The 21752-nt window shown below is 60.3% G+C and carries 17 protein-coding genes and 3 pseudogenes; 7 read left to right on the forward strand and 13 right to left on the reverse strand.

The genetic code is table 11. From position 1 onward, the window contains the following. Window positions 1-48 precede the first annotated feature (48 nt). Window positions 49-585 (forward strand): OmpA family protein, encoded by a 537-nt coding sequence (locus NKJ32_RS25155; RefSeq protein WP_031212166.1) that lies wholly within the window; start codon window positions 49-51, stop codon window positions 583-585. A 94-nt stretch (window positions 586-679) separates the two neighbouring features. On the opposite strand, the gene NKJ32_RS25160 is transcribed toward NKJ32_RS25155, so the two are convergent. Next, window positions 680-1009, reverse strand: coding sequence for a hypothetical protein (locus NKJ32_RS25160; RefSeq protein ID WP_352786614.1), 330 nt, complete (start codon window positions 1007-1009; stop codon window positions 680-682). Between the two features lie 43 nt (window positions 1010-1052). Then, a pseudogene (locus NKJ32_RS25165) lies at window positions 1053-1241 on the reverse strand (hypothetical protein); the annotation flags it as partial. 130 nt (window positions 1242-1371) lie between these two features. On the opposite strand from NKJ32_RS25165, the gene NKJ32_RS35555 reads away from it, so the two are divergent. The 3 genes from NKJ32_RS35555 to NKJ32_RS25180 are packed head-to-tail and all read left to right on the forward strand — an operon-like array spanning window position 1372 to window position 2302. Continuing rightward, a complete protein-coding gene (locus NKJ32_RS35555) occupies window positions 1372-1620 on the forward strand; it encodes a hypothetical protein (protein WP_502897451.1) in 249 nt (82 codons plus the stop codon). A gap of 20 nt (window positions 1621-1640) precedes the next feature. Next, complete coding sequence (locus NKJ32_RS25175; RefSeq protein ID WP_352569963.1) at window positions 1641-1868, forward strand: CopG family transcriptional regulator; 228 nt, start codon at window positions 1641-1643, stop codon at window positions 1866-1868. After that, a complete protein-coding gene (locus NKJ32_RS25180; RefSeq protein WP_352786550.1) occupies window positions 1865-2302 on the forward strand; it encodes a TA system VapC family ribonuclease toxin in 438 nt (145 codons plus the stop codon). The genes NKJ32_RS25175 and NKJ32_RS25180 overlap by 4 nt, the downstream gene beginning before the upstream one ends. Window positions 2303-2343: 41 nt before the next feature. Here the strand turns inward: NKJ32_RS25180 and NKJ32_RS25185 are convergent. The 9 genes and pseudogenes from NKJ32_RS25185 to NKJ32_RS25225 all read right to left on the reverse strand — a co-directional run. After that, window positions 2344-2517, reverse strand: a pseudogene (locus tag NKJ32_RS25185) (HU family DNA-binding protein); the annotation flags it as partial. 226 nt (window positions 2518-2743) lie between these two features. Next, window positions 2744-5077 carry a M23 family metallopeptidase gene (locus NKJ32_RS25190; RefSeq protein WP_352825095.1) on the reverse strand — a complete coding sequence of 778 codons (2334 nt, stop codon included), beginning with the start codon at window positions 5075-5077 and terminating at the stop codon, window positions 2744-2746. Next, window positions 5074-5484 (reverse strand): DUF1036 domain-containing protein, encoded by a 411-nt coding sequence (locus tag NKJ32_RS25195; protein WP_352786548.1) that lies wholly within the window; start codon window positions 5482-5484, stop codon window positions 5074-5076. The genes NKJ32_RS25190 and NKJ32_RS25195 overlap by 4 nt, the downstream gene beginning before the upstream one ends. A 107-nt stretch (window positions 5485-5591) precedes the next feature. Next, the gene (locus tag NKJ32_RS25200) at window positions 5592-8279 is read right to left on the reverse strand and encodes a serine/threonine-protein kinase (protein ID WP_352829183.1); all 2688 of its coding nucleotides are present in this window, start codon (window positions 8277-8279) and stop codon (window positions 5592-5594) included. 5 nt (window positions 8280-8284) lie between these two features. After that, window positions 8285-9058 (reverse strand): PP2C family protein-serine/threonine phosphatase, encoded by a 774-nt coding sequence (locus NKJ32_RS25205; RefSeq protein WP_352452799.1) that lies wholly within the window; start codon window positions 9056-9058, stop codon window positions 8285-8287. A gap of 172 nt (window positions 9059-9230) precedes the next feature. Next, on the reverse strand, window positions 9231-12794 hold the full coding sequence (tssM, locus tag NKJ32_RS25210; protein ID WP_352829184.1) for a type VI secretion system membrane subunit TssM: 3564 nt from the start codon (window positions 12792-12794) through the stop codon (window positions 9231-9233). 22 nt (window positions 12795-12816) lie between these two features. Beyond that, on the reverse strand, window positions 12817-14319 hold the full coding sequence (gene tssL, locus NKJ32_RS25215; protein WP_352825097.1) for a type VI secretion system protein TssL, long form: 1503 nt from the start codon (window positions 14317-14319) through the stop codon (window positions 12817-12819). A 288-nt stretch (window positions 14320-14607) separates the two neighbouring features. Further along, the gene (tagH, locus tag NKJ32_RS25220; protein WP_352637790.1) at window positions 14608-15297 is read right to left on the reverse strand and encodes a type VI secretion system-associated FHA domain protein TagH; all 690 of its coding nucleotides are present in this window, start codon (window positions 15295-15297) and stop codon (window positions 14608-14610) included. A gap of 144 nt (window positions 15298-15441) precedes the next feature. Beyond that, window positions 15442-15663: pseudogene (locus NKJ32_RS25225) on the reverse strand (FHA domain-containing protein); the annotation flags it as partial. A gap of 235 nt (window positions 15664-15898) precedes the next feature. Between NKJ32_RS25225 and NKJ32_RS25230 the strand changes: the two are divergent. From NKJ32_RS25230 to NKJ32_RS25240, 3 genes are read left to right on the forward strand one after another with little or no spacing between them, the layout of a single operon-like run. Continuing rightward, a complete protein-coding gene (locus NKJ32_RS25230) occupies window positions 15899-18229 on the forward strand; it encodes a type VI secretion system Vgr family protein (protein WP_352786545.1) in 2331 nt (776 codons plus the stop codon). 8 nt (window positions 18230-18237) lie between these two features. Continuing rightward, window positions 18238-18663, forward strand: coding sequence for a DUF6484 domain-containing protein (locus NKJ32_RS25235; protein WP_352786544.1), 426 nt, complete (start codon window positions 18238-18240; stop codon window positions 18661-18663). A gap of 13 nt (window positions 18664-18676) precedes the next feature. Further along, window positions 18677-19762: a HEAT repeat domain-containing protein gene (locus NKJ32_RS25240; RefSeq protein WP_352786543.1), complete on the forward strand. Its 1086-nt coding sequence runs from the start codon at window positions 18677-18679 to the stop codon at window positions 19760-19762. On the opposite strand, the gene NKJ32_RS25245 is transcribed toward NKJ32_RS25240, so the two are convergent. Both NKJ32_RS25245 and NKJ32_RS25250 read right to left on the reverse strand, forming a co-directional pair. Continuing rightward, window positions 19749-20666, reverse strand: coding sequence for a hypothetical protein (locus tag NKJ32_RS25245; RefSeq protein ID WP_352786542.1), 918 nt, complete (start codon window positions 20664-20666; stop codon window positions 19749-19751). The genes NKJ32_RS25240 and NKJ32_RS25245 overlap by 14 nt on opposite strands. A gap of 33 nt (window positions 20667-20699) precedes the next feature. Next, a complete protein-coding gene (locus NKJ32_RS25250; RefSeq protein WP_352786541.1) occupies window positions 20700-21743 on the reverse strand; it encodes a PAAR-like domain-containing protein in 1044 nt (347 codons plus the stop codon). Between the last annotated feature and the right edge of the window lie 9 nt (window positions 21744-21752).

Genomic DNA, 21752 nt, shown 5'->3' on the forward strand with positions numbered 1-21752 from the left:
GGTATATTCACGGTTGGTAATATCGGATGCTCAACAGGAGTAACCGCTATGCGGTGGGCCAGTTCACCCTTGGTGTTGGCGGTCGTGGCTTTCTCGACCCATGTTTCCGCCGACCCTGTCCAGAAATCAGAAGACATCGTCAAGTTTTTTGCTGGCGCGGCCGACCTCGGCAAGTCTCGGGGGATTTGTGTCGGCACGGAGGAGCAGTGTAAGAGCAAGACCAAGGCAAAAGAGGGGCCGGCCGACAAATCCAGTCTCGACATGCTGATCAATTTCGGGCTGGATTCGGCCGAACTCGACGCGACCGCACGCGCTGAACTCGAGGAGTATGCCAAGGCCCTGAAGGACAGCCGGATCAGTACTTTCCACTTCGTCGTCGAAGGCTACACCGACGCTTCCGGTCCGGCGCACTACAATGAGCGGCTGTCGCAGCGACGAGCGCAATCGGTGACGTCCTTCCTCACATCCAGTGGCATCGAGGCTGACCGCATCAACGCGATCGGGTTGGGCGAAGCGCATCCGCGTAGCCCGAATCCATACGACGCCGTCAACCGCCGCGTGGAAATGCGTATAAAGGCCGAGTAGCGTACGGATGCCGCCTGAAACTGTGCAGCAGTGCGTCAGGAACTGAGTGGCAAGCGCAGCGGCAGTCAGGCGAATAGGCTTGGAACGACCCCGGTCAGTTCTTGAGCACGCCGCCCACCACCACACCGGAGCCGAAGAGCAACGCCTTGGTCAGGAAGTCGTTATCCTTGGGCGGCGGAGGATCGTCCCGCCGCCCCACGGTCTTGCGGAAGCGCCGTTTCTGAACGACCTGCTGTTGTTTGCGGGGTTTCTGCGCCACCGGCCGCTGGGTGCGGACCTTCTGCGCAACCTGCTTTTTCGGCTGCGTCGTACGGGCTTGATCGGCAGTATATCCGGCACGCACGGCTTCCATCGTCGGATCTGTCCGAACCACGAGGAATGCAAGTTGCTCGCGCGGCAGATAGGTGGTCGGCCGGAAGACCATTCTTGGCTTGCCAGATGCCGATCGCCCGGCGGGTCTGCGGACCTATGTTTCCGTCGATGCGGCCAAGTTCGTTGCCCAACCCCTCGATGCGCAGTTGCAGGTCGATGCGGCTTTGGCGGTCAAGACCGATCGCACTTTCTGTCAATTCGGTGCCCGCTGTTTGCTTACCTGGTCCGAAACGCCGACCGATGTGCGCACCGCAAATCCGAGCTGGCATTCGCCTGGTCCTCATCGCGCGCCGCGATCTGTTAGTTTTAGGCTTTGGGCGTGTTCAACTTATCGATGCTCAGCGGCTCCACAGTGGCGAAGCGACCGTTCGGAAACTGGTCGATAATGAGCATTAACCCAACGATGGGGTGGTGATGACCAATGCGCGAAATTCGAATATCGGCGGGCTGGCCGCCTTCGCGACGGGCATCGTGTCGTTTCTTTCGCCCTGCATGCTGCCGCTGGTGCCGGGCTATGTTTCGTATGTCGTCGCCGGTCTCGCAAGGGATGCGGCGCCGGTCGGAAGGCCCGCTTATCGGCGGCGGGATCGAGCCTCCATTTCGTGCGCGATCGTACCGCTTGAGTATCCGTCGTCGCTATTCTATATGATGCGTGATGATTGATGCGCGCCAAGGAGGGCGATATGAGAACGACACTGGCGATCGATGACGATGTCCTGGTCGCGGCCAAGGCCATGGCCCGGCAGCAGGATCGCAGCCTCGGCGAGGTCATCACCGATCTCGCCCGGCGCTCGCTGCGCCGGCCTCAAGCCGGCGGCGAGCGCAACGGGATTCCTCTACTGTCGCCTCGGCCGGATGCACCTCCTGTCACGCTTGAGACGGTCAATGCCTTGCGAGACGAACTGCCTTGACGTTCCTGCTCGATGTCAATGTGCTGATCGCACTGATAGATCCTGGCCACGTCGCCCATGACGACGCGCATGGCTGGTTCGAAGTGACCGGTAACGCCGCATGGGCTACGTGTCCCATCACCGAAAACGGCGTCTTGCGCATCGTCGGCAACCAAAGATATCCTAATTGTCCCGGTTCGCCCGCCATCGTTGCGCAAATCGTTACCAAGTTGCGGGCTCTGCACGGGCACAGCTTCTGGCCCGACGATGTGACCCTGGTTGGCTCCGGCGACATCGATGCAGCGAAAATCCTGACCTCGGCACAGGTCACCGATACCTATCTTCTTGCGCTCGCCAAGGCGCATGGCGGCCAACTTGCGAGCTTTGACCGCAAGCTGTCGGGGGCGGCGGTGAAGGCCGGGAAGACTACACTGCACCTGATCCCCACAAGGTAGACCGCGGGGCTCTTTCTGTCAGGGTACATACCGGCAAAGGATCAGCCGTTGGTGGCCTTAGCCGGCGTGAAGGACAGCTTCTTCGAGGCGGAGATCTTGATGGTCGCGCCCGTCGACGGGTTGCGGCCCTCGCGTTCAGGTGTTTCCTTCACCTTGAACTTGCCGACACCGGGCAGGCTCGGCTCAGCACCGCCATCGGCCGCATCAGCGATCGCCTTGAATTCTCTCGGTGCCGGACGCTTCTACTCGAAAATAGCCGGCCATTCTTGCAGAACGTGACGAATACAACCGCCGTGGCGTACGTGATCTTGGCCACGGTTCGATAGTGCGCAGACCAGAAAAACATCTGCCAACAAGGTCGAAGTACAGCACTCGTTGGACCGAAAACCGGTCGTCTGCGTGCACCCAAGCGGTTACGATTTGCCGGGGCCATGCACAGGCTCAAAGCGCATTCTGAACAGAGCTCAGCATCGCCGTGATCACCTGTTTGTACTTTGCGAACTCGGGCGATGTCTGCCGGACCTCCATGGTGGTCGTCGTCTGCTGGCCCGCCGTGGTTGTGGCTGGGCTCAGCTTGCGACCCATCTTTCTTTCGGCCCAGTCCGCGACATAGCTGGCGGTCTTGCCCGTCAGAAAGGGATTGGCCTGAATGACGGCTGACCCGAGCACGGCGCTCAATTGCGCCGAACCCGATGCCGACAGCACCTGATGCGCGCCCTCCATGCCGAGAAAGTGGCAGAGATAGAGCCGGCCGGCTGTGATCTGGTGGCCGCGCGCCCGAAGATAGGCTTCGCCTTCTCGCGCCAGATTGCGAACCATCTCGCGCGAGATCGTGGCGTCGTATCGCAGGGCGAGCAGGTCGGCAGTCGAGAGTGTGCGTGCAAGTTCGGGGCGGTAAGTGTTCATCATCCGGATCCAGGTCTTTGTGATGAATTGGCCGGCGCCGGTCGCTGAAGAATTTGGGTTCTTGGCACGGGCGCTGCCGCCACTTTCGACATGAACGATACGGTCGGTGAGCGTTTCCACGGCGGAAAGATCCGAAGCGACCGCGGTAACCGTGCCCAGTGGGTCGATCGCCGCGCCATTCTGATAGAGTTCGAAATGCAAATGCGGTCCGGTCGAAAGGCCGGTCGTGCCGATATAGCCAATGATGTCGCCAGCCTTCAACTTGGTGCCGACGCCGCCCTCGATTGCGAATTTCTGCATATGAGCGTAGCGCGTCTCGCGCCCGTTTCCGTGCGAAATCTTGACCAGATTGCCGTAGCCGCCCCCATCGCCCTGGAAGCTAATTTCGCCATCAAAGGCGGCTGCGATCGGCGTGCCGACCGGCGCCGCCCAATCGACGCCCTTGTGGATGCGAACGGTGCCTAGAATTGGATGCTTGCGCGGCCCGAAGGTCGAGGTCAAGACCCCGTTGACCGGTGTGACCATGCCGTTGGTGACCGTCAGCGAGCGGACCTGATCGTCGCCTGTCACGCATGCAAACTGGCCATCACCCTGCTGGAAGACGAAACAGTCGAGACTTTTTGTCGTGCCCTGGACACCAACATACAGCACGCGGCCGGCGCCTTCGTCCTTGCCGCGCGGCGTCTGAGAATAGATCAGCACAAGACGCTGGTCCTCGCTTGCAAAGGCATCCAGATCCTGTCCTCTCGACAGATACATGATGGCTTCGCCGATCACGCCGGTTGGAACGCTGTTGCGTGCCGCAGTCGAGTAGATCGCGTCGAGCAGACGATACTGCCTTTTGTGGCCGCCTTCTGCCGGCGCGCCCGAGTAGTTGAACAGGTCTTCGCGTACCCAAGGGTCAACGCCCGATACCAACACGCCCGCGGCATTACGCGTCAGCGTCCCGACAAAAACGTTCTTGGCGTAGATCGACACCTGCATAAGGGACATTGTTGTCGTCTCGCGGTTGGGTCGGTATCCACGCAGGGCGACGACATAACCCGGTTCCAGGCCGTCCCGGCTAAAGAGCGCCTTCAGGGCCTCGCCTGCCAGCCTGGCGTCCTCGGCGGAGAAATGCGCATCGAGCGCAACGCTGTCCAGACTGCGACTGTTGAGGATCTTCACGAAAGTGTCTTCGGTGGCCTCGAACCGCTGATATTCATTCTTGACAGTTGCGACGCTGGTGTTGTTTTCGATCTGGGTCTTCTGGAATGCGGGAAGGGCTGCGTCGCCTGCATCGATTGTTTCACCCCAGCCGGCTTCGGGATCGTCGGTGTCGGCCTGTTGATCCGAAGCCGGCGCGGGCTCACCCGCGCCAGGAGATGGCTCAAGATCGTTCTGCAGATCGCTGGAGGGCGCGGGGGCGGTCTTTCGTTGCGCCTGGAAGAATGCAAAATCCTCCTGCGTCGACGGTATCGTCGTCATGAATTTTTCGCTGGCGCTAAGCATGACGTCGGACAGGATCTCGATCTGTGGCGAAACCCCTGCCGGGTCGAGTTCTGCCGGACGCGGAATCACGCGGCCTTTCGTTGCTGCGCCGTTATCGGGTGCGAGCGTGATCCACATAGGGTCCCCCGCCAGGCCGATAATCGCAGGCACATAGACAGATGCATCGGCCGGCACATCGTCGGCTCCTTCTACCGCGCGCAACTCCTCGTCTTCGTCGCCAAATGACCAATAGTCCGCGGTGAGGTAGAAGCCGACGGCGATCGAACACAGGAAAATCAAGGCCAAGCCTGCAATAAGCCTGCGCCAAAGCGTGCGCCGGCGAAGGGCGGCGCGCGCCTGCTTTTTCGCCTTGAAGCTGGTGTCGATCGCGTGCGTCACGGAGTGCTTCCGGTCAGGAAAAACGTCCACCGCACCTGTTCAAGTGTGTCGACTTCAACAAATCGCGCCGCCATATGGCCGCGCTGCCAGCACTCGTCGATGCCGCGTATCGAGAACCGTCGACGCTCGATGCACATTTCGGTCGACCCGGTCAGGATCGCGTGGCCAAAAACGTCCGTGGCGTAGATGTAGATGTAGCGGTTCGTCAGTTCCTCGCGAATGACGTTCACGCACTGATTTGCGCCGATGGTCCACCAGCCATCGGTCTGGTCGGCATTGTCGATTGTCTGGCCGATAGCGAGGTTGACGAGGTCGAGTGTCTGATTGCAGACCGTGAATTCGGCGCGCGCTTCATTGCATGAGAGCACGGCCAGGAGTGCCGCGCCCGAAACGACCGCAAGCCTCATGCGGCCTGTCAAGATAAGCAAGGCTCGAAACCGATCGCGCTGCTTTACGGGCAGGCCGTCAGACGAGCGGGGCAAACGCGAGCGGCAGAGTTCCATTGCACGCCATACTACCCGCCGAGCCGGAAATATTTGGCACTGGCCGAGAACTGAGATCCGTTGGTCTCGATTTCTTTGAGAATTTTGGGCAACAGTTGCGAGGCCGGCATTGGCGTAGAGAACGCAGCCGCCTGAATGTCCTGGGGGCCGGTGATCACCATAATGATCTGCGGTACGGCCTTGCCTGCAGCCCTGTCGGCGGCCCCGAGGCCGATCGGGATGCTGAAGGTGGCCTTGTCCGACTGTACGACCATGCGGTCGTCGAGGTTGAACATCATGCCTTTGTGGTCGATCAACAGCACGCTGGAAATGAGCCCGCCATGCGTCACCAGCGTGCCGCTGATCGGCGTACCGTTAGGCACCGATGTTCGATCGAGAACCAGCTGCGGCTTGACGACTGCAGTCTGGCCCAAAAAGCGCAGGAAGTTGGTGACTTCGCACTGGGGCGGCTCGATGAGGCGCACGCTTATGTCCGGTTCAACGTGGAACTTTGCCTGGAAATCAGTCAACATTTGTTCGAATGGATGAACCGCCGTTCCAAATCCTTCGATGGCCGCCGTCTTGTCGGTTATCGACGTGACGGCCGCATAGAAACAGTCGCCGCCGCTGAAGTCGCGAACCCACGAGACCCGTTGCGCTACGTCGTCGATCACCGGAGGAACTTCCGGCTTGGGCACGTTCAAGGCGACCGTGGCCTGGTCTGGCTGTCTGGCGGCCGGCTGGTCGGCCTGCTGGTCCTTTGCGCTCATCGCATCTGCCTGGCCTGCAGCCGGCTCGGGAAAGGGCGCGGCCGATTTCGCCTCCGCCGGCTGGTTTGCCTGTCGTTCAGGCTTTTGGCTCACCGTGACATCGGGCTGGGGGGCTGGCGGCGTTAAAGCTTTTTCGGCTGGTGGAGCGATTGGAGCGATCTTGCCAAGCGGGGGAGGCGTTTTCGGGCTGTCGCCGGCCGCGATGTCGGGCTGAACTGCCGGCGACATTTTTTCGGCCGGCGGCTGTGCCGCGCTTGCTGACGATTTCGGTGTTTCCCTGGCTTGCAGGGGGATCTTGGCGGGCTCTGCCGGCTGCGGCTTTTGGCTGTCGGCGACGTCGGGCTGCGGCGCTGGCGGGGTTGACGTTTTTTCGGCTGGCGTTGGAGCTGGAACGAGCTTGTCAGGCGGCGGAAGTGTTGTCGGGCTGGCGTTGGCAGCGGTATCGGGCTGAATTGCCGGCGCTACGTTTTCGGCCGGCGGCAGCGCTGTGCTAGCTGATGGCTTCGGGGCTTCCCCGGTTTGTGGGAGTATCTTGGGCGACTCTGGCGGTTGCGGCTTTTGAGGCGCAGCCGCCTCTGCCTGATTTTTAGTTGGCGATGCGGTGGTCTGCGTTCGCGGCTGCGCGGGTGGAGCTAGCTCTGGCGGCTTAGGAGCGTTCGCAACATTATCCGTCGCGACCGGCTTTGATGCCTCTGGTGCGGGCTCAGATGGTTCTGGGGCGGACAGCGATGTGGTGCCGGCGCTCGGCGTGGTAGGCGTCATAAAACCGCTAATATAGAGGCCGGCACCCGCGGCGAGAGACAGCGTCGCGAAGGCAGAAATCGCGATGGTTCGGGTCTTTGTGGATTTTCCAGGCCCGCCACGTGCGACCGCGCGTGGCGGGCTGGCGACTGCTGAAGGCCGCGGTTCCGACAGCAGCGCAGGACGGACATGTGGGACGAAGCGCTGCCCACCGGAAGCTGCCGTCAAAGGCGCGTTGCGCCCCAAATCATAGGAAGGCTGGGCCTTGGGCTCAGGCGCAAGGGTTTGCCCCGCTCGTGGCAAACCCGGCCGATCGCGGGTCGGGATGAACGTTGGTGGCGTTGTGCCTTCGTCCTCGTCACGCGTCATTCTGGCGATTTCCGCCATGCTCGCCGGGCGGTCTCGCGGATCCGGCTGCAGCATGGCTTCAACAATGCCACGAAAATCGTCGTCGATGTCGGACAGGTCGGGCACAGTCCGGCGCTTTTCGATGATCTCGAATTGGGACCCGCTCATGTCGATCGGCTTGCCGCGCAGAACGGCAACCAGCACCAGCCCCAGGCTGTAGATGTCGGATTGCTCGCTGACATCGCCGCTGTACAGCCCAAGCTGTTCGGGCGAAACGTAGTTGTACTTTCCCGCGAATTTTCCGCCGATCAGGGTCTCCCCGCCGACGGTCGCCGATCGCGCAATACCGAAATCGATGATCTTGGCGTGGTCGACTCTACCCCCTGGCAAGATGATGTTATCGGGCGAGAGGTCGCGGTGAATTGCTCCCGCTTGATGCACGGCGCTCAGACCCGACGTGAGGCGATGGCAGAGCTTGCGTACCTCTTCAGTTGGCATCGGGCCACGTCGCATGATGTCGTATAGCGACTCGCCGTCGACAAATTCCATGGCAAGGTAGGGACGGCCGATGCCTGGATCGATGGTGAAGACGTGATATCGCACGACCGCATCATGCGACAGGTGATTGAGGATTGACGCTTCCTTGCGGAACAAGGACAAGATCGTCGGGTCGCGGGCAAATTCGGGCAGGACGATCTTGATCGCGACGTGGTCGCCAGTCTGGATGTTGTGGCCACGGTAGACCTCGCCCATGCCACCGAATGCGATCCGCTCGTCAAGTTCGTAGATGCCGCTGAGTTGCGTGCCGACGGCGGTATTGGCCAGCTGCGGCGATATTCGCGTCTTGTCGTCGGCGCTCATCAGCCTCAACCCTCCGCTCTGGACAGATCAGGGTAGGGGGGGTGTCCGTTGTGCCCGTTTGCGAACTTCACCAGCACAATGGTGACATTGTCTGTTCCGCCCCGCGCCAGCACCATTTGCAGCAGATTTTCGCAAGCCGCCTGAGGCGTCGCAGACACCACCACGGCCCCGATCTCGGCGTCGGTCAAATGCGCCGTCAGCCCATCGGTGCACAACACGAAGATGTCTCCCGGCATAATTTCGCCTTGCTGGAAATCGATGACGATTTCGTCGCTGACGCCGACGGCATGCGTGATGACATTGCGGCGCGGCCAGGTGAGCGCCTCTGCTGCGCTGATCATACCGCGGTCGAGAAGTTCCTGAACTTCGGTGTGGTCCCTCGAGATCTGCGAGATCGAGGCATTACGGACCAGATAAACCCGGCTGTCGCCCGCCCACAGGCAGGCAAATCGCCCATCCATCGCCAACAGGGCGGCAACGGTGGAGCCGATGGTTATGCCGCGAGATTCGGAGATCCTGCGGATCTCGGCGTTGGCGCGGCTCAGCCTGTCTTCGAAGCGCGCACGAAGATCCGGGGCGGAACTGGCAATGCCGATCGTGGCCAGATGATCGACAATGCTGGCTGAAGCGACCTCTCCGGCTTCATGTCCACCCATTCCGTCGGCCACCACCCACAGGCCGGTTCGTGGCTCGACTAGATAGTTGTCTTCATTGTGCTCACGGACACAGCCATTGTGGCTCACGCCGAAGCTTTCAAAGGAAAGGGCGACATCGCTCACCTTGCCACCAAGCGCTTCTCAAAGCGTCCTCTGCGGCGCACCTTCAGGCGCTCGCTGCTGCCACTTTGCCACAGCCTGGAATATTAAAGTATCGAAATTTAGCTTTGAGCCCGTGACGCGGGATCGCAGCAGCTTTGGCGCCCTAGTTGCACCAGGTGAGGCTCAAATCCTCTCAAAACGCCTTCGGGCAGCTGAATGCAGAAAGTGCGGGAAGGAGGAAGGGGCTGGGTCCGGAACCGGTCTGGATCGTATAGCTGACGTCGCGTCCGCCGATTACGAAGCGCGCCTCAACAGAGCCGTCCTTGCTGGTGATCGTCGCCTTGTCCAGCAACCGCTTGAGCGACCACGGCCCTTCGAACCTGATTGCGGATTCACGGCCCGGCATTTCCGGCATCAGCCTCAGACTGGCGGATGTCGAGGCCGCACCGGTCGGCCAGGACACAGTGCTTGGCGTGTTACCCGCCTGGTTGCTCTGGACGATCTGGCCGTCGACGTCGAGCACCGCAGTATCTGCATCACCGTTCAGCGAGAACGGGGTAAAGGTCAGGTTGACCGACGGCATTGACCCGCCCGAAGGGAAAAATGCGCCGCGGATTTCCGCAGCCAGCTGAAAGTTTTTCAGCGTCGACTTCGACAGGTCGCGTCCAAAGCGCGCATTCTGTTTCCAGCTCCAGTCCTGGCCGCTCATGTCGATCAAGGAAGCAAGGTTTTGTGCGAAGAACCGATCCATCAGCCCGCCCGGAGAGAACAACTTGGCGAAGTCCGCCATCGCAATATCCTTGGCACCATCGCCGGCGAAGGGGTAGCGGCCGTTGACCGCCTCCTCGCAGGGCTGCGTGACGGCCTGGTCGAGCATCTCGTTCAAATTCGTCAACGAAATTTCAGCCGCGTTGCCCTCAAATTCGTCTGCGGTTGCGTTGACTATTCTGCCGAGTTGCTTGGGCAGGCGCGATGCATTGGCGCGAAGGGTGGCTATCTGCAGCTGCAGGTTGGCGTTGACATTTTCCCTCTGCGAAGGGACCTCGGTTGCCAGTTGCAGGCTCTGGTGGATATCGCGAAAATTCTGGGTCAGCGCATCGATCGGTCGGTGTCCAAAAGGCCCGCTTACCAGAGCCTGGAAGGACCTGAACTGCGCTTCGATGTTTGCCCCAGGGCTCTGGGTTTGAAATTTCGCGGACCCGGTACCAGCACGGCTTTGCGATTTTGCGGAGCTAATTTGAATGCCGATGCGAGCCAGGCCCTTGGCCATATCTGCGGCGTCCTGGGACTGGCGCATAACGGTCCCAGCTTGCATGCCAATGCCCGAGTCTTCGCCGGAGACAGAGTCGCGCGCCAGGGCTGTTTCCTCGGCAATCGCAGTAAAAAGCTGTTCGATCGGCGAGCTTGGTGAGGCAACGGCGGAAAGCGCGACATAGTGCGGCTTGTCGTTCAGCATGGCTTTGAATTTCAAGCCATCGAGAACGCTGTTCCATGCGGCTGCAAACTCCTTGCCGTAGCGGTCGAGAAGTTCGGGGCCGAGTTTGAGCAACCCCTGATCGATGCCGCCTTGCTCGCCGCCACCGCCCAGAACCCACTGGTCGTCGTCGAGTGTCTGCGCAATGCGCGAAAGCTGTCCGAGATAGAAGTTGTTGAATCCGGCATGGGTGTAGAGACCGGGAATACGAAGCTTCGACAGATCGCCGCCATCGACGCGCTCGAACACAAGCTGCGCTTCGGTTCCAGCTTTTTGAGAGACAGCAAAATCGTCCAGCGCAGCCGCATACACCGCCGACTTGATCAATGCTGACGCGCGATCCGCAAGGCTCATACGTCCGAGCGAACGCTGAGCGGCTTCGACAAGCGGCTGGTTGAGTTCGAAAACTGGATCATAGGCATCGTCCAACGCAAGCATGGCGCGTAAGTGCTTTTCGAGCTGCGCGCGTCCTTCGCGGTTGCTCTCGCCCGGATACCGGTGCTGTTCCCAATCCTGCTTCATCCAGGAGATGATCAATGGGTCATCGACCTTAGGTGCCTTGCCGCCGAGCATCAGGTAAATCTTGAGCGGTTCGTAAAGCGCGGCGGGATCAGCCATCGTCGCCTGGACTGTCCGCTGCGCCTGAATAAGCAGACGCGACCGCAACATTCGTTCCAGTGCTTGCCGGTAGGCCGTTGTCGATGCCGAAAGAAGCCTTTCCCGCTGGCTAAGGCCGACCGTTTCCGCGATCGGTGTCGGTAAGTCACTGGTTTCGAAACCGGCCGGCATGTTGCGCAATTCGTCGAGCGGCCCGATGACGTTTTCAAGGTCGACATCGGTGACCGTCGTGCTTTTGAGCAGGGCGTCCGCTGTCTCGTGATATTGGCTCATCGCCTGCGTCGTGGAGGCGATCAGCGAGCGGTTGGCCATGAAGCTCATCCCGAGCGCGCCAAGGGCTATGGCTGTGATCAAGGCTATGATGCCAAAGCCGCCATATCTGAGGGCCGCTGCCCGCCTCTCGGTCGCTCGGTCATAGGAAACCCATCCGGATTCGGCGAAAATGACATCAGTCAGGAGGTCGTGCAAAAAGAAGCTCTTGCCGGTCCCGGACAGATGGGGGCGGGAATTGTTGCCGAAACTGCGGCCGATTGCGCCCAACACCTGATCGATCGGCGTTCCCTCTTGGGTCCCCGACGAGAAGTAGAGCCCACGCAAGCTGACATTCACCTGGCTGCGGACCGGATCGAACAGGCTGGTCACGAAACCGGCAATTCGGCCCTTGAGCGCGTAAAACTGGGCCGGAAAGCCAAAGATCGATATGCGCGAGACCGGATCAGGCTCTTCCTGCAGGCGGTCAGCTATCTCGTCCGCCAATCGGTTCGCCAGTGCATCGAATTCGGCCGGAGCCTCACGGGCCATGTTCTTGTTGCGGTCGGTGGTCTGGAATGTTGCGCCCCAGACCTTGCGCCTGCGGGGCTCCTCGAAACTGCCGAAATACTCCATGAAGCCGGAAACAAGATCGGCCTTGGTGAAAAGCAGGTACACCGGAAACTGGATTTTCAGCGTCTCGTGAATCTCCCTCAGGCGACTGCGTATTTCAACGACATGGCCGTCCAGCTGCTGGTCATCGAGGCTGATGAGATCGGCAAGGCTGATGGCCAGGATAACCCCGTTGATCGGTTGTCTGGTGCGGTATTTCTTGAGCAGTGACAAAAACGCAAGCCAGCTCTTGCTGTCGCTTCCAGCATTGGAATCCTGCGTGGTGTAGCGTCCCGCCGTGTCGATCAGCACGGCCTCTTCGGTAAACCACCAGTCGCAGGAGCGGGTGCCGCCAACACCGGCCACCGGCTGAGCGTCTCCTGAACCGGCAAGCGGAAAATTCAGACCCGAATTGACCAGTGCCGTCGTCTTGCCGGCGCCCGGCGGGCCAATGACGATGTACCAGGGAATGTCATAGAGGAAACTGCGCTTGCCGCTCGATCGCTTGAGTGTTGCGATGGCCTCACTCATGCGCGCCTCGAGCACCGGTGAATCGTCATTGCCCCCGTCGTTGCGGGCAACGACCGTCTCGAGCGCTTTTTGTGCCTTTCTCATCTGCCAGACGCGCACTGCGTAAACGAGGGCCGCGGTCGCCACGATCGTGCCGATGATTGTCGCGCGCAACCAGACAGGTCCCAGCGGCCGGATATCGGCGAAGCGGATCAAAGGTCCAGCAAACCAGATCGCCGCCGCGAAACCGGCCAACGCGGCCGTGCTGAATATCCGCGGCAGCCAACGCATCATGGGCGTTTCCGACCGGCGGTGTTCACAGCGTTTCCTCCTTGGGGATCATCACGTCGACACGGCGGTTCTTGGCGCGGCCCTCGGACGTCGCATTGTCGGCAATTGGCTCATCTTCGCCCTTGCCGTCGGCGGTTATTCGCGAGGGATCGCCAAGTTTCTCGGCGATCATTGTTTCAACAGCCTTCGCGCGGGCGACCGAAAGATCAAAGTTGGATTTCAACGTGCTTGATTTCCGTGGCTTCACATTGTCCGTGTGGCCAACGATCCTGATTGGACCTGGCTCGTGCTCAAGGGCTGCGGCAATCTGTGCGGCCAGTGGCAAAAACTCGGGCTTCACTTCGGTCTTGCCTGGCTGAAACAACAATTGATTGTTGATCTCCACTACGATGAAGTCGCCTTTTGTGCCGATGGTCATCCCGCCGCGCTCGACTTGCGTGGACAGTGCTGAGCGGATGCGGTCGATCTGCTCGGTTGCAGCAGGCGAGGCGGCTGTCACCGGTTTGGCAAGTGGGGGTACCACACTGGCGCGCTCGATCGTCACAGGCGTCGAGGGATTGAGCGCCAGCAATTGTCTGGCTGCAGCATCGCCTTCATCGGTCATGAACGCCCGCAACGTGAAGAACGCGGCCGTCACCAGGGCTGACGCCGCTGCAGCAACACCCCAGAGCGGCAGGCGGGTCGAAGACGGCACCATCATAGCGGCCATGCCTTGCCAGCGGGGGGAGATGTCCTCTCCGGCGCGGGCCCTGAAGTAGCGAAGCGTCTCGTAGACGTCGCGCCGCACACGTTCGAGACTGGTATCGTCGCGCGCCAGGCCACGATACTGGCCCTCAAATCCCAGGGATAGGCAGACATGCATCAGCTCGAGCAGGTCTAAGTGTGGCTCAGGATTGGCCAGCACCTTGTTCAGTGCTTCGTAAAAGCTGGCGCCGGTGGGCTCGATGTGAAAGAACCGCGACAGCATACTGTGCTGTGCCCAGGTATCCTCGCCGGGCCAAGGCAGGTTGCCCACAAGATCGTCGGCCGTTTCGCAAAGGGCAAACTTCGCGATCCGCGCATCCTCTTCGGGAACCCCTGACTTCTCCAGCGTCCAGTCGAACCTCTCGATCGCATCGGCGATATGTTCGGCCAATGGCGCCGCCTGTCTTTCGACCGGCACGAGCCTGAGATGCCCGAACAGGACGAGCAACGGTGCTGACGCAGCGAGGATCGGATTTGCCGTCGAATATTTTACCGTGTCTGCGGCGCCGAGCAGCACCTCCTGCTGAATGGTCGGCCTTGACCCGGCTGCCTCGGCTCCGGCGGCTGTACCGGACGATGCTCCCTGATAAAGAATGGTTCCGGATGTCCAGTCCGGCGGCATATGCCGACCTATGTCAGGATCGAAAACTGTCGGTTCCTTGACATCCGAGGGCGCGACGGTCTTCGCGATCAGTTCGTTTGCGGCTGGTTTCGCATTCTGCCCGAGCCGTGGGCGGATGACGGTCTTGCCCACCGGGCCGAAAGGATCGTCCTTCGAGCTCATCGCCGATATGCCGCTGCCATGCAGTGTCCGCGCTCGCGTGCGAGAGGCGCCAGATCTTTCCTGGCAGGATAGGACAGGCAATGGTCCTTCCGGCAAGGCGGTCCGGAGCTACAAGAAACTATGGCGCCGCAATATGACATCTGCCGCAGACCCCCAGGTCAATCAGGCTTACCCGCTTGGCGAACTGTCGTATGCGATCGTAGTCTCAGATGTTGTCGATTGGAACATGATGCGGTGCGCCGACGCGCTTTTCTTCGTCAGCTAAAGCGCCGCAGTTTGTTTTGCCGTCTATTTTTGCTTGTCAGCTTTTGCATACGCTTCGCTGAAATAGGCCAAGAATATATCCAGCATGCCGTTTTCGTGTGCTTCCTCCATGCTCCTCCACGTCCCGACAAAAGCGTCCCATGCTTGGGTCTTCTTCGAGGTAAACGATGTCGGCGGGAGCTTTTTGCCGATCGCTTCCGGCGAAAGGTCGTCAAGCAGTCGCGAGAGCGCTGCTTGCATGGCGGCATAGGTGGCAAATTCGTGCGCCTTGAGATCGCGGAACGCGTCCTCGACGCTGTGCCTGGCATCGAGATAGCCGGCCCTGCGCCGTGCGAACATGATTTCGAGTATGTCGTCGGTGCCCGGGACAAATTTGAGGGGATTGTTTTCAGCGGAGCTTATCATCGTTCGGTGTGGGCTCTTGGCCAATGTCTTTGCAGCCGCACGTGCCTTCAGCAGCATGGCCAGTTGCTCGACCACCGTGCGAAGCACTGCGCCGATTTCGGCAGCGACTTCATGCGGATCACGCAATTGCAACAATTCCGGCGAGATGCCTGCGCCGATTGCAATTTCCCGCAGCACCTCGTCTGTCGTCGAGGGGACGGCCCTAGGCAGCGACGATGTCGATGGCGGTGCTTGCCCGAGCCATCGCTCTGCCGAACTGAAGAGAGGCTCGCCTCCGGAATCAAGCAGCCGATCGGCCGCGACCGGCATGTGTCGTTGCGTCGAACCTCGGTCGGCCTCCGGATGACTTGGCGTTGCATGCTCGTCGTCAATCGATACAAAGATGACGTAGCGGCCGACCAGGAGCCTGTCGCCGTGGTCTAGCCGGCGCGGACCGGTGATGCGTTGGCTCGATCCATTGATGAAAGTGCCATTGCGCGAAATGTCGTGCAGCCAAAACGCGCCTGCCTCGTATCGGATTTGGCAATGCCGGCCTGAGATGAACTTGTCGGGATCAGGCAAGATCCAGTCGCAATGTTCGCGGCCGATTTTGAAGCTGCGATTACGCGATCGGTAGCCAGGCGCCACGCCGGTGGGCAGGGCATCGACATTGCTGATCTGCAGACTGATTAACATGCGAAATCGCCTGTGTGATCGCTGGCGGCCTTGCCGACACGATACTCCATGTTTTTAGCGTGGCTAATCCCAAAATACGCATCACAGTATTCGTGGTCCGCTTTGGCCTGCACAACAAACATGTGGTACGCTCGAAATGGACTGGCAACCATCAGGGTTTCATGTGATTTCGAGTTCCTGATTAGGATATTCAAATCCACTGGGCCGGCCGCCAGGCCGAGGAGGGGCACGACCCATGCCAAGTGAACAACGTGCCACGGTTGTGCAAACGCCAGTTGGCGCTGAACTGTTGACCTTTACACATCTCGTCGGGCGCGATGAGATCAGTCGTTGTCTGGCCTATACGGTCGGGTTCGTGAGCCCCAGCCACGATATCGATCCGCTGGAGATGCTGGGTGGCCCCGTCTCGATCGAAGGTGAAGCCGACCCCCAGCGCTGGTTCAGCGGCATCGTGTCGGAGTTTCGCCTCACCCGGATCGAGGATCGACTGGCCTATTACGAAGCAGTCGTCAGGCCATGGCTCTGGTTTCTCGGCAATACTACCGACTGCCGTATTTTCCAAAACATGAGCGTCATCGAAATCGTCGAAGAGGTTTTCTCGAGATACAGCACGGCAAAATTCGAGAAACGCCTGCAAGGTTCCTATCCGCCGCGCGAATATTGCGTGCAATATGATGAGACCGATCTGGACTTCGTGCAGCGGCTGCTCGAGCACGAGGGCATCTTGTATTTCTTCGAGCATGGTGAGGGCAAGCACACGCTTGTGCTCGCCGATGCCATGAACAAGCTCAAGCCGGCGCCGGGCTATGAAAAAGTGCCGTACCACTTTGAGGGGCAGGGCTCCCGGCGCGATGTCGAATACATTACCGAATGGATTCCGGGGAGTTCGGTGCGGCCGGGCGCCTATGTCCATACCGACTATGATTTCAAGAAGCCGGGCGCTGACCTGATGGTCAAATCCGCCCAGCCGTTCAATCACAAGCTGGCCGCAGGCGAGAATTACCGTCAGCCCGGCGCCCACCTGGAAGTCGGCCGCGGTGATAGCCTGGCGGCGATCCGGCGCGAGGAAATCCAAGCGGTGCACCAGCGCATTGCTGCAGTCGGCACCGTGCGCGGCCTGTATTCCGGCTGCACGTTCAAGCTGGACGGTTTTCCGCGCGAAGACCAGAACCAGGAGTATCTGGTGGTCAGCGCCGAATACAGGCTGTTCGATCCGGGCTACAGAGCCCTTGCCGATGTCGAAAGCGAAAACTTCAAGGTGATCCTCGGCGTGGCGCCGACCGCCTTGGCCTATCGCCCGCCGCGGGTCACGACACGGCCGATCATGCGCGGCCCGCAGACGGCGACGGTGGTCGGCCCGTCCGGCGAGGAAATATTCACCGACAAATATGCACGGGTGAAGGTGCAGTTCCACTGGGACCGTCTCGGCAAGAAGGACCAGAACAGCTCCTGCTTCGTGCGGGTCTCGCAGACCTGGGCCGGCAGCGGCTGGGGTTTCATCCAGATCCCGCGCATCGGCCAGGAGGTGATCGTCGACTTCATCGAAGGCGACCCGGATCTGCCGATCATCACCGGCCGGGTCTACAACGCCTCGCAGATGCCGCCCTACGGACTGCCGGGCAGCGCCACGCAATCCGGCTGGAAATCCGACTCGTCGAAAGGCGGCGGCGGCTACAACGAGCTGATGTTCGAAGACAAGGCCGGCTCCGAACTGGTCAATTTCCAGGCGCAGAAGGACCACAACCTTCTGATCAAGAACGACCGCACCAAGCTGGTGCAGCACGACCAGTCCGACCGTATCGACCACGACGCCAAGCACTCCGTCGGCCACAACCTCGACGAGGACGTCGGCAACAACAAGACGGTCAAGGTCGGCGTCGACCAGACGACGGATATCGGCTCGAACGATACCGAGACGGTTGGTATCAACCGCTCGCTGACGGTTGGTTCGAACGAGACCATCGGTATTGGGTCCAATTCGACGGAGACGATCGGCGCAAATCACACCCAGACGGTCGCGATCGTCCAGACGATCACCGTTGGCGCGGCGCGTGTCGATACAGTGGGTGCCTCGGAGACGCGCAGCGTCGGCGCGGTCCAGACGAATACGATCGGGGCGACACGGTCGGTGACCGTAGGTTCGGCGCAAAGCCACGACATCGGGGCTTCCGATAGCTGGAACATCGCGGCCGGGCAGACCGTCAATGTCGGTGCCGATCAGAGCGTCACGGTTGGCAGCGCCCAGACTTTCAGCATCGGTGCGGCACGCAGCGCGAGCATTGCCGCGGACGACTCCACAAGCGTCGGGGGCGCCCATACGCTGGGTATCGCAAAGGGTAGCGGGATCAGCATCGGCGAGGACAGTACCATCAAGGTCGGCAAGAAACTGGTGATTGACGCAGGTGACGAGATTTTGATCCAGACCGGATCGGCGAAGATCATGATGAAAAAGGACGGCACGATCGCGATCGAGGGCAAGGATATTTCTGTCAAGGCTTCCGGCAAGATCAACATCAAGGCATCGGGCGACATCACCATGAAGGGCTCGAAGATCCACGAGAATTGAGGGCGAAGATGGTTGAAGTCAGTGAGCGCATTGAGGGGGTTGTCATCGGTGTCTTCCTTGGTTTCGGCGAGGACGCACCTTTGGTGGTGTTTCCGGGTAATCCGGACGAAACGGCCTTGCCGGCGCGTAGCCTGTGCGAACTCTCATCGGATATGATCGGCAGGGAGGTCGCCCTGCTCTTCCAGGGAGGCGATCCGCGCAAGCCGCTGATCGTTGGACGCATCGTCGACCCAGTACGCGCGGCGGCCACTCACCATGTCATGCGCGACGGCGACCATGTGCGGATCACCGCCAACGACAGACTCGAGCTGCGTTGCGGCAAGGCGACAATCATCATGGAGAGCGATGGCCGCATCACAATCCGCGGCGGTCATATCATCAGCCACGCCAGCGGCGCGCAGCGCATTCGCGGTGGCTCGATCAACCTGAATTGATGGCCGTCTCCTGATGGCGTCGGTGAGCGCTCAGCTTATCGCGTCGCCGCAACGCATAGCGGTTGAGGTGGTGCGCCAGCATGTGGAGCAGGCGGCGTTTCTGTGGGCGCAGCGCGACACCTGGTCCCTGGAGGATCCGCCCGACGAGGCCGTGATCGCCGAGATTGGGCAGCGCCTCGAGATCAACCTCGACGGCCTTCGTATCGCCGGTAGCGCGGCATGGCCGTTCGTGGATCGCCAGCTTGCGGACTTCCCGGACAAGGGCGAGTTCTTCGTCGCCGGCTGGATGGCGATTGAGCAGGAGGACGCAAAGCGGGTCGACAGCACGATCGAGGCGGGGCGGCAAGCTGGGGAACGCCGAGGTCTGGTCGGTGCATTTTCCTGGCACAAGCCACAGAAGATCGGGAAACTCGTGCGGGACTGGCTGGGTGCGCATGATGCGCTTCTGCGCTACCTCGGCGTTGCCGCCTGCGTCGCACATGGTGTCGATCCGAAGCGGTTGCTTGAGCGTCTCGTCCGCGACCCGGATTCGGACACACGTGCACTCAGCCTGCGACTGGCTGGAAAGCTGAAACGCACGGATCTTGCGCAGGAGATGGAGGCTGCGATGCAGGCGGAAGACGATGCCGTGCGGCTTTGGGCGGGGTGGGCGTTGACGGAACTCGGCTCTGGCGATCTAGCGCGAGCCGAGCTGCGCAGCTCTGCGGTGGCCGGCGGCTCCGATGCGCTGAGCGCCTTACGCGCCGCTGTCAAGGCGGGACCCGAAAAGGAGGTGCGCGCCTGGCTGGGCGGGCTAATGAAATCATCACAGACGGCCCCGATCGCGGTGCGGGGCATCGGCATGCTGGGCGATCGCGCGGTTCTGCCCTGGCTTATTGAGCGGATGAGGGAACCGGCCCTGGCCGTCGCAGCAGGCTCGTCGTTTCTGGAGTTATTTCCCGTGGCGCGGGAGGAAACAAAGCTTTTCGCCAACGACGCGGCACAGATCGGACCAAATTTCGCGGAACACTTCGGCGATGATCAGCCCGCTCTGCTGCTGGCCGACAAGGTTGAGACTTGGGCCAAGACCAATGCCCGGCCGATTGCTAGGGCGGGATGAGATGTCCGGCAAAGTATCGGCGTCCAGGCAGATAGTTCGCTGCCGCGTTGGATTCGGTGAATGTTTCAAGCGCGGCCATTATCGCGAGTCGATCGGCGGAACCCCCTCTGAAGAAGGACGTGCAGTCAATTCCCGTGTACGCTTCAAAGCGGTGCCGGTAATTGTAGAAGGCGGGAGCGACTTCTTGTGATATCTGATCCTGAAGCTGCCGAACAAAGCTCTCCATTGTCCAGACGTTCGCTTCGAAAATGAAGACGTCGTCGTTGGCCAGCTTCGACCTGGTATTACGGTAGGCTTCTTCCGTTCTGTGGACGAATTCCGGAGTACCCTCGGCCAAAAGGCGAAGTTGCTCTTCCACGTTTTTGAGCCCTGGAATCTCGGCAAGTACCTGGTCGACGTCCTTGAATGGAAAAATGTCGGCATAGCTCTCCAACTCACCTCCCGGTTTTTCGAGCAAGTCGCATATGCTGAAGCCGATTACCTCATGGTCGCGCGCTTCCTCGGCATTCTCCCAGGCACGCAACATGTCGCCAATCAGCCAAATCTGACCGGCAAGCGCGGCGCCTTCCGCGGCGTACATCCGGACCCCTGGATCAACACTTCGCAAGGCCTGCTGCAGCAGGACCAGATCTGACTGCGGAGCCAGGTCGCCCGTCAGCATGAGTGAAACGCGAGAGAGCGCGGGGGTGTCCTTGTCATCATAATAACGGCTCAGGATCTGGGCGTGAGAATGGTCACCTTGCCTGGCCAGTTCCACCACAGTGGCCAGAACGATCCAGGGATTTCGATCTCCCAGCGCCGCAGGACCAAGCAATCCGCTCGGAGGTGTCTGTGCAAAGTTGAGACCACGAAACCTCCAGTCGAACGTCCCGTAGAGAAATGAAGGAAGATCTGCATTCGCCATTAGATCACCGCTCTCGGTATTCCGGGACTGTGTTCAGAAGTGCACTTTGCGATGGAAGTCGACAAGCGCGCTCTGTGCCTTCGCGAGCGCCGATTCGTACTTTGAGCACTTTGCGCTGACTCCCTGGTGATTCCCCGCGCCAACGGGGCACCCCCCTGCGCCGAGCGCGGTTTTGTGCCCGATTATCGCTACGTTGGTGCCATCCTTTGCAGCATGAATCTTCTTTGCCTGTGCAAGGATTGAGGGGCCGGCGGGGCCATACTGACCGGTCGTGTTATAATGATCCTCGGGCGTTAGCGGGGAATCTTGCGCGGTAAACTCTTCACGCGAGTTCTTTGCGCTCTTGATTATATAATGGCGGCCGCACGCGTCATTAGGATTGTCTTCAGGAATAGCTGCCTCACAGTCATCCTTTTTTGCTTCTTCCCGAATTTTCTCCATGGAGTCTATCGCGGCCTGGGCTCGTTCAACGATATCCTTTCCCACCGGATTGCCGGTCGCCTTTCTATTCTGAGCCAAATTCGGCTTGTAGAACTCTGCCGCAGTAATGTTGTTACCCTTCTTCTGCTCCGGATTATGTACCGGCCCCTTGCAGCAAGGGCAGATTCCCTTGTCCAACAGGGCATCCTGGTCGGCGGGGCTCATTGTCTCAATGGTTGCAAGAGGCGCCGTGGTCGTCGCCGAGGATGCATGGTTGCTCGTCGTGATGTCGAAATGCCGACAGACATTTTTGCCTTCGAACATCACGTCCATGCACCAGGCCTGGAAATAGGTCTTGCCCGTAATCTGGTGCGTCACGACGTTTGCGCCGAATGTGCGGGTCGCTGCTTCATCACCCAGCACGGATTCCTTGTAGTACGACTTCTGTGCCAGCGCTGCGCCTTTGCCGCCGATTTTCACCGTGGATGAAGCAGATTTGAGATTGTTGGAGAATGAGGTGTCCGGATAGGGGATCGGGATCGGCCCGGCCGGCGGCGAGGGCGGCGACATGCACACGTCAGGGAAGCGCGCGATTGACTTGTTCATGCCGTTCTCGGCGGCGATCTCCCACATTCCGGCAAAGACGTTCTTTGTCATCTTCGCTCC

Source organism: Mesorhizobium sp. M0159, assembly GCF_040322295.1.
Lineage (GTDB): Bacteria > Pseudomonadota > Alphaproteobacteria > Rhizobiales > Rhizobiaceae > Mesorhizobium.

Excerpts from the sequence above, each read along its gene's own strand:
- NKJ32_RS25235 (WP_352786544.1), top strand. The coding sequence starts at position 18,238 with ATGGTTGAAGTCAGTGAGCGCATTGAGGGGGTTGTCATCGGTGTCTTC.
- NKJ32_RS25155 (WP_031212166.1), top strand. The coding sequence starts at position 49 with ATGCGGTGGGCCAGTTCACCCTTGGTGTTGGCGGTCGTGGCTTTCTCG.
- NKJ32_RS25195 (WP_352786548.1), bottom strand. The coding sequence starts at position 5,484 with ATGAGGCTTGCGGTCGTTTCGGGCGCGGCACTCCTGGCCGTGCTCTCA.
- NKJ32_RS25250 (WP_352786541.1), bottom strand. The coding sequence starts at position 21,743 with ATGACAAAGAACGTCTTTGCCGGAATGTGGGAGATCGCCGCCGAGAAC.
- NKJ32_RS35555 (WP_502897451.1), top strand. The coding sequence starts at position 1,372 with ATGACCAATGCGCGAAATTCGAATATCGGCGGGCTGGCCGCCTTCGCG.
- NKJ32_RS25230 (WP_352786545.1), top strand. The coding sequence starts at position 15,899 with ATGCCAAGTGAACAACGTGCCACGGTTGTGCAAACGCCAGTTGGCGCT.
- tssM (WP_352829184.1), bottom strand. The coding sequence starts at position 12,794 with ATGATGCGTTGGCTGCCGCGGATATTCAGCACGGCCGCGTTGGCCGGT.
- tssL (WP_352825097.1), bottom strand. The coding sequence starts at position 14,319 with ATGAGCTCGAAGGACGATCCTTTCGGCCCGGTGGGCAAGACCGTCATC.
- NKJ32_RS25240 (WP_352786543.1), top strand. The coding sequence starts at position 18,677 with ATGGCGTCGGTGAGCGCTCAGCTTATCGCGTCGCCGCAACGCATAGCG.
- NKJ32_RS25175 (WP_352569963.1), top strand. The coding sequence starts at position 1,641 with ATGAGAACGACACTGGCGATCGATGACGATGTCCTGGTCGCGGCCAAG.
- tagH (WP_352637790.1), bottom strand. The coding sequence starts at position 15,297 with ATGCCGGTCGCGGCCGATCGGCTGCTTGATTCCGGAGGCGAGCCTCTC.
- NKJ32_RS25200 (WP_352829183.1), bottom strand. The coding sequence starts at position 8,279 with ATGAGCGCCGACGACAAGACGCGAATATCGCCGCAGCTGGCCAATACC.
- NKJ32_RS25160 (WP_352786614.1), bottom strand. The coding sequence starts at position 1,009 with ATGGTCTTCCGGCCGACCACCTATCTGCCGCGCGAGCAACTTGCATTC.
- NKJ32_RS25245 (WP_352786542.1), bottom strand. The coding sequence starts at position 20,666 with ATGGCGAATGCAGATCTTCCTTCATTTCTCTACGGGACGTTCGACTGG.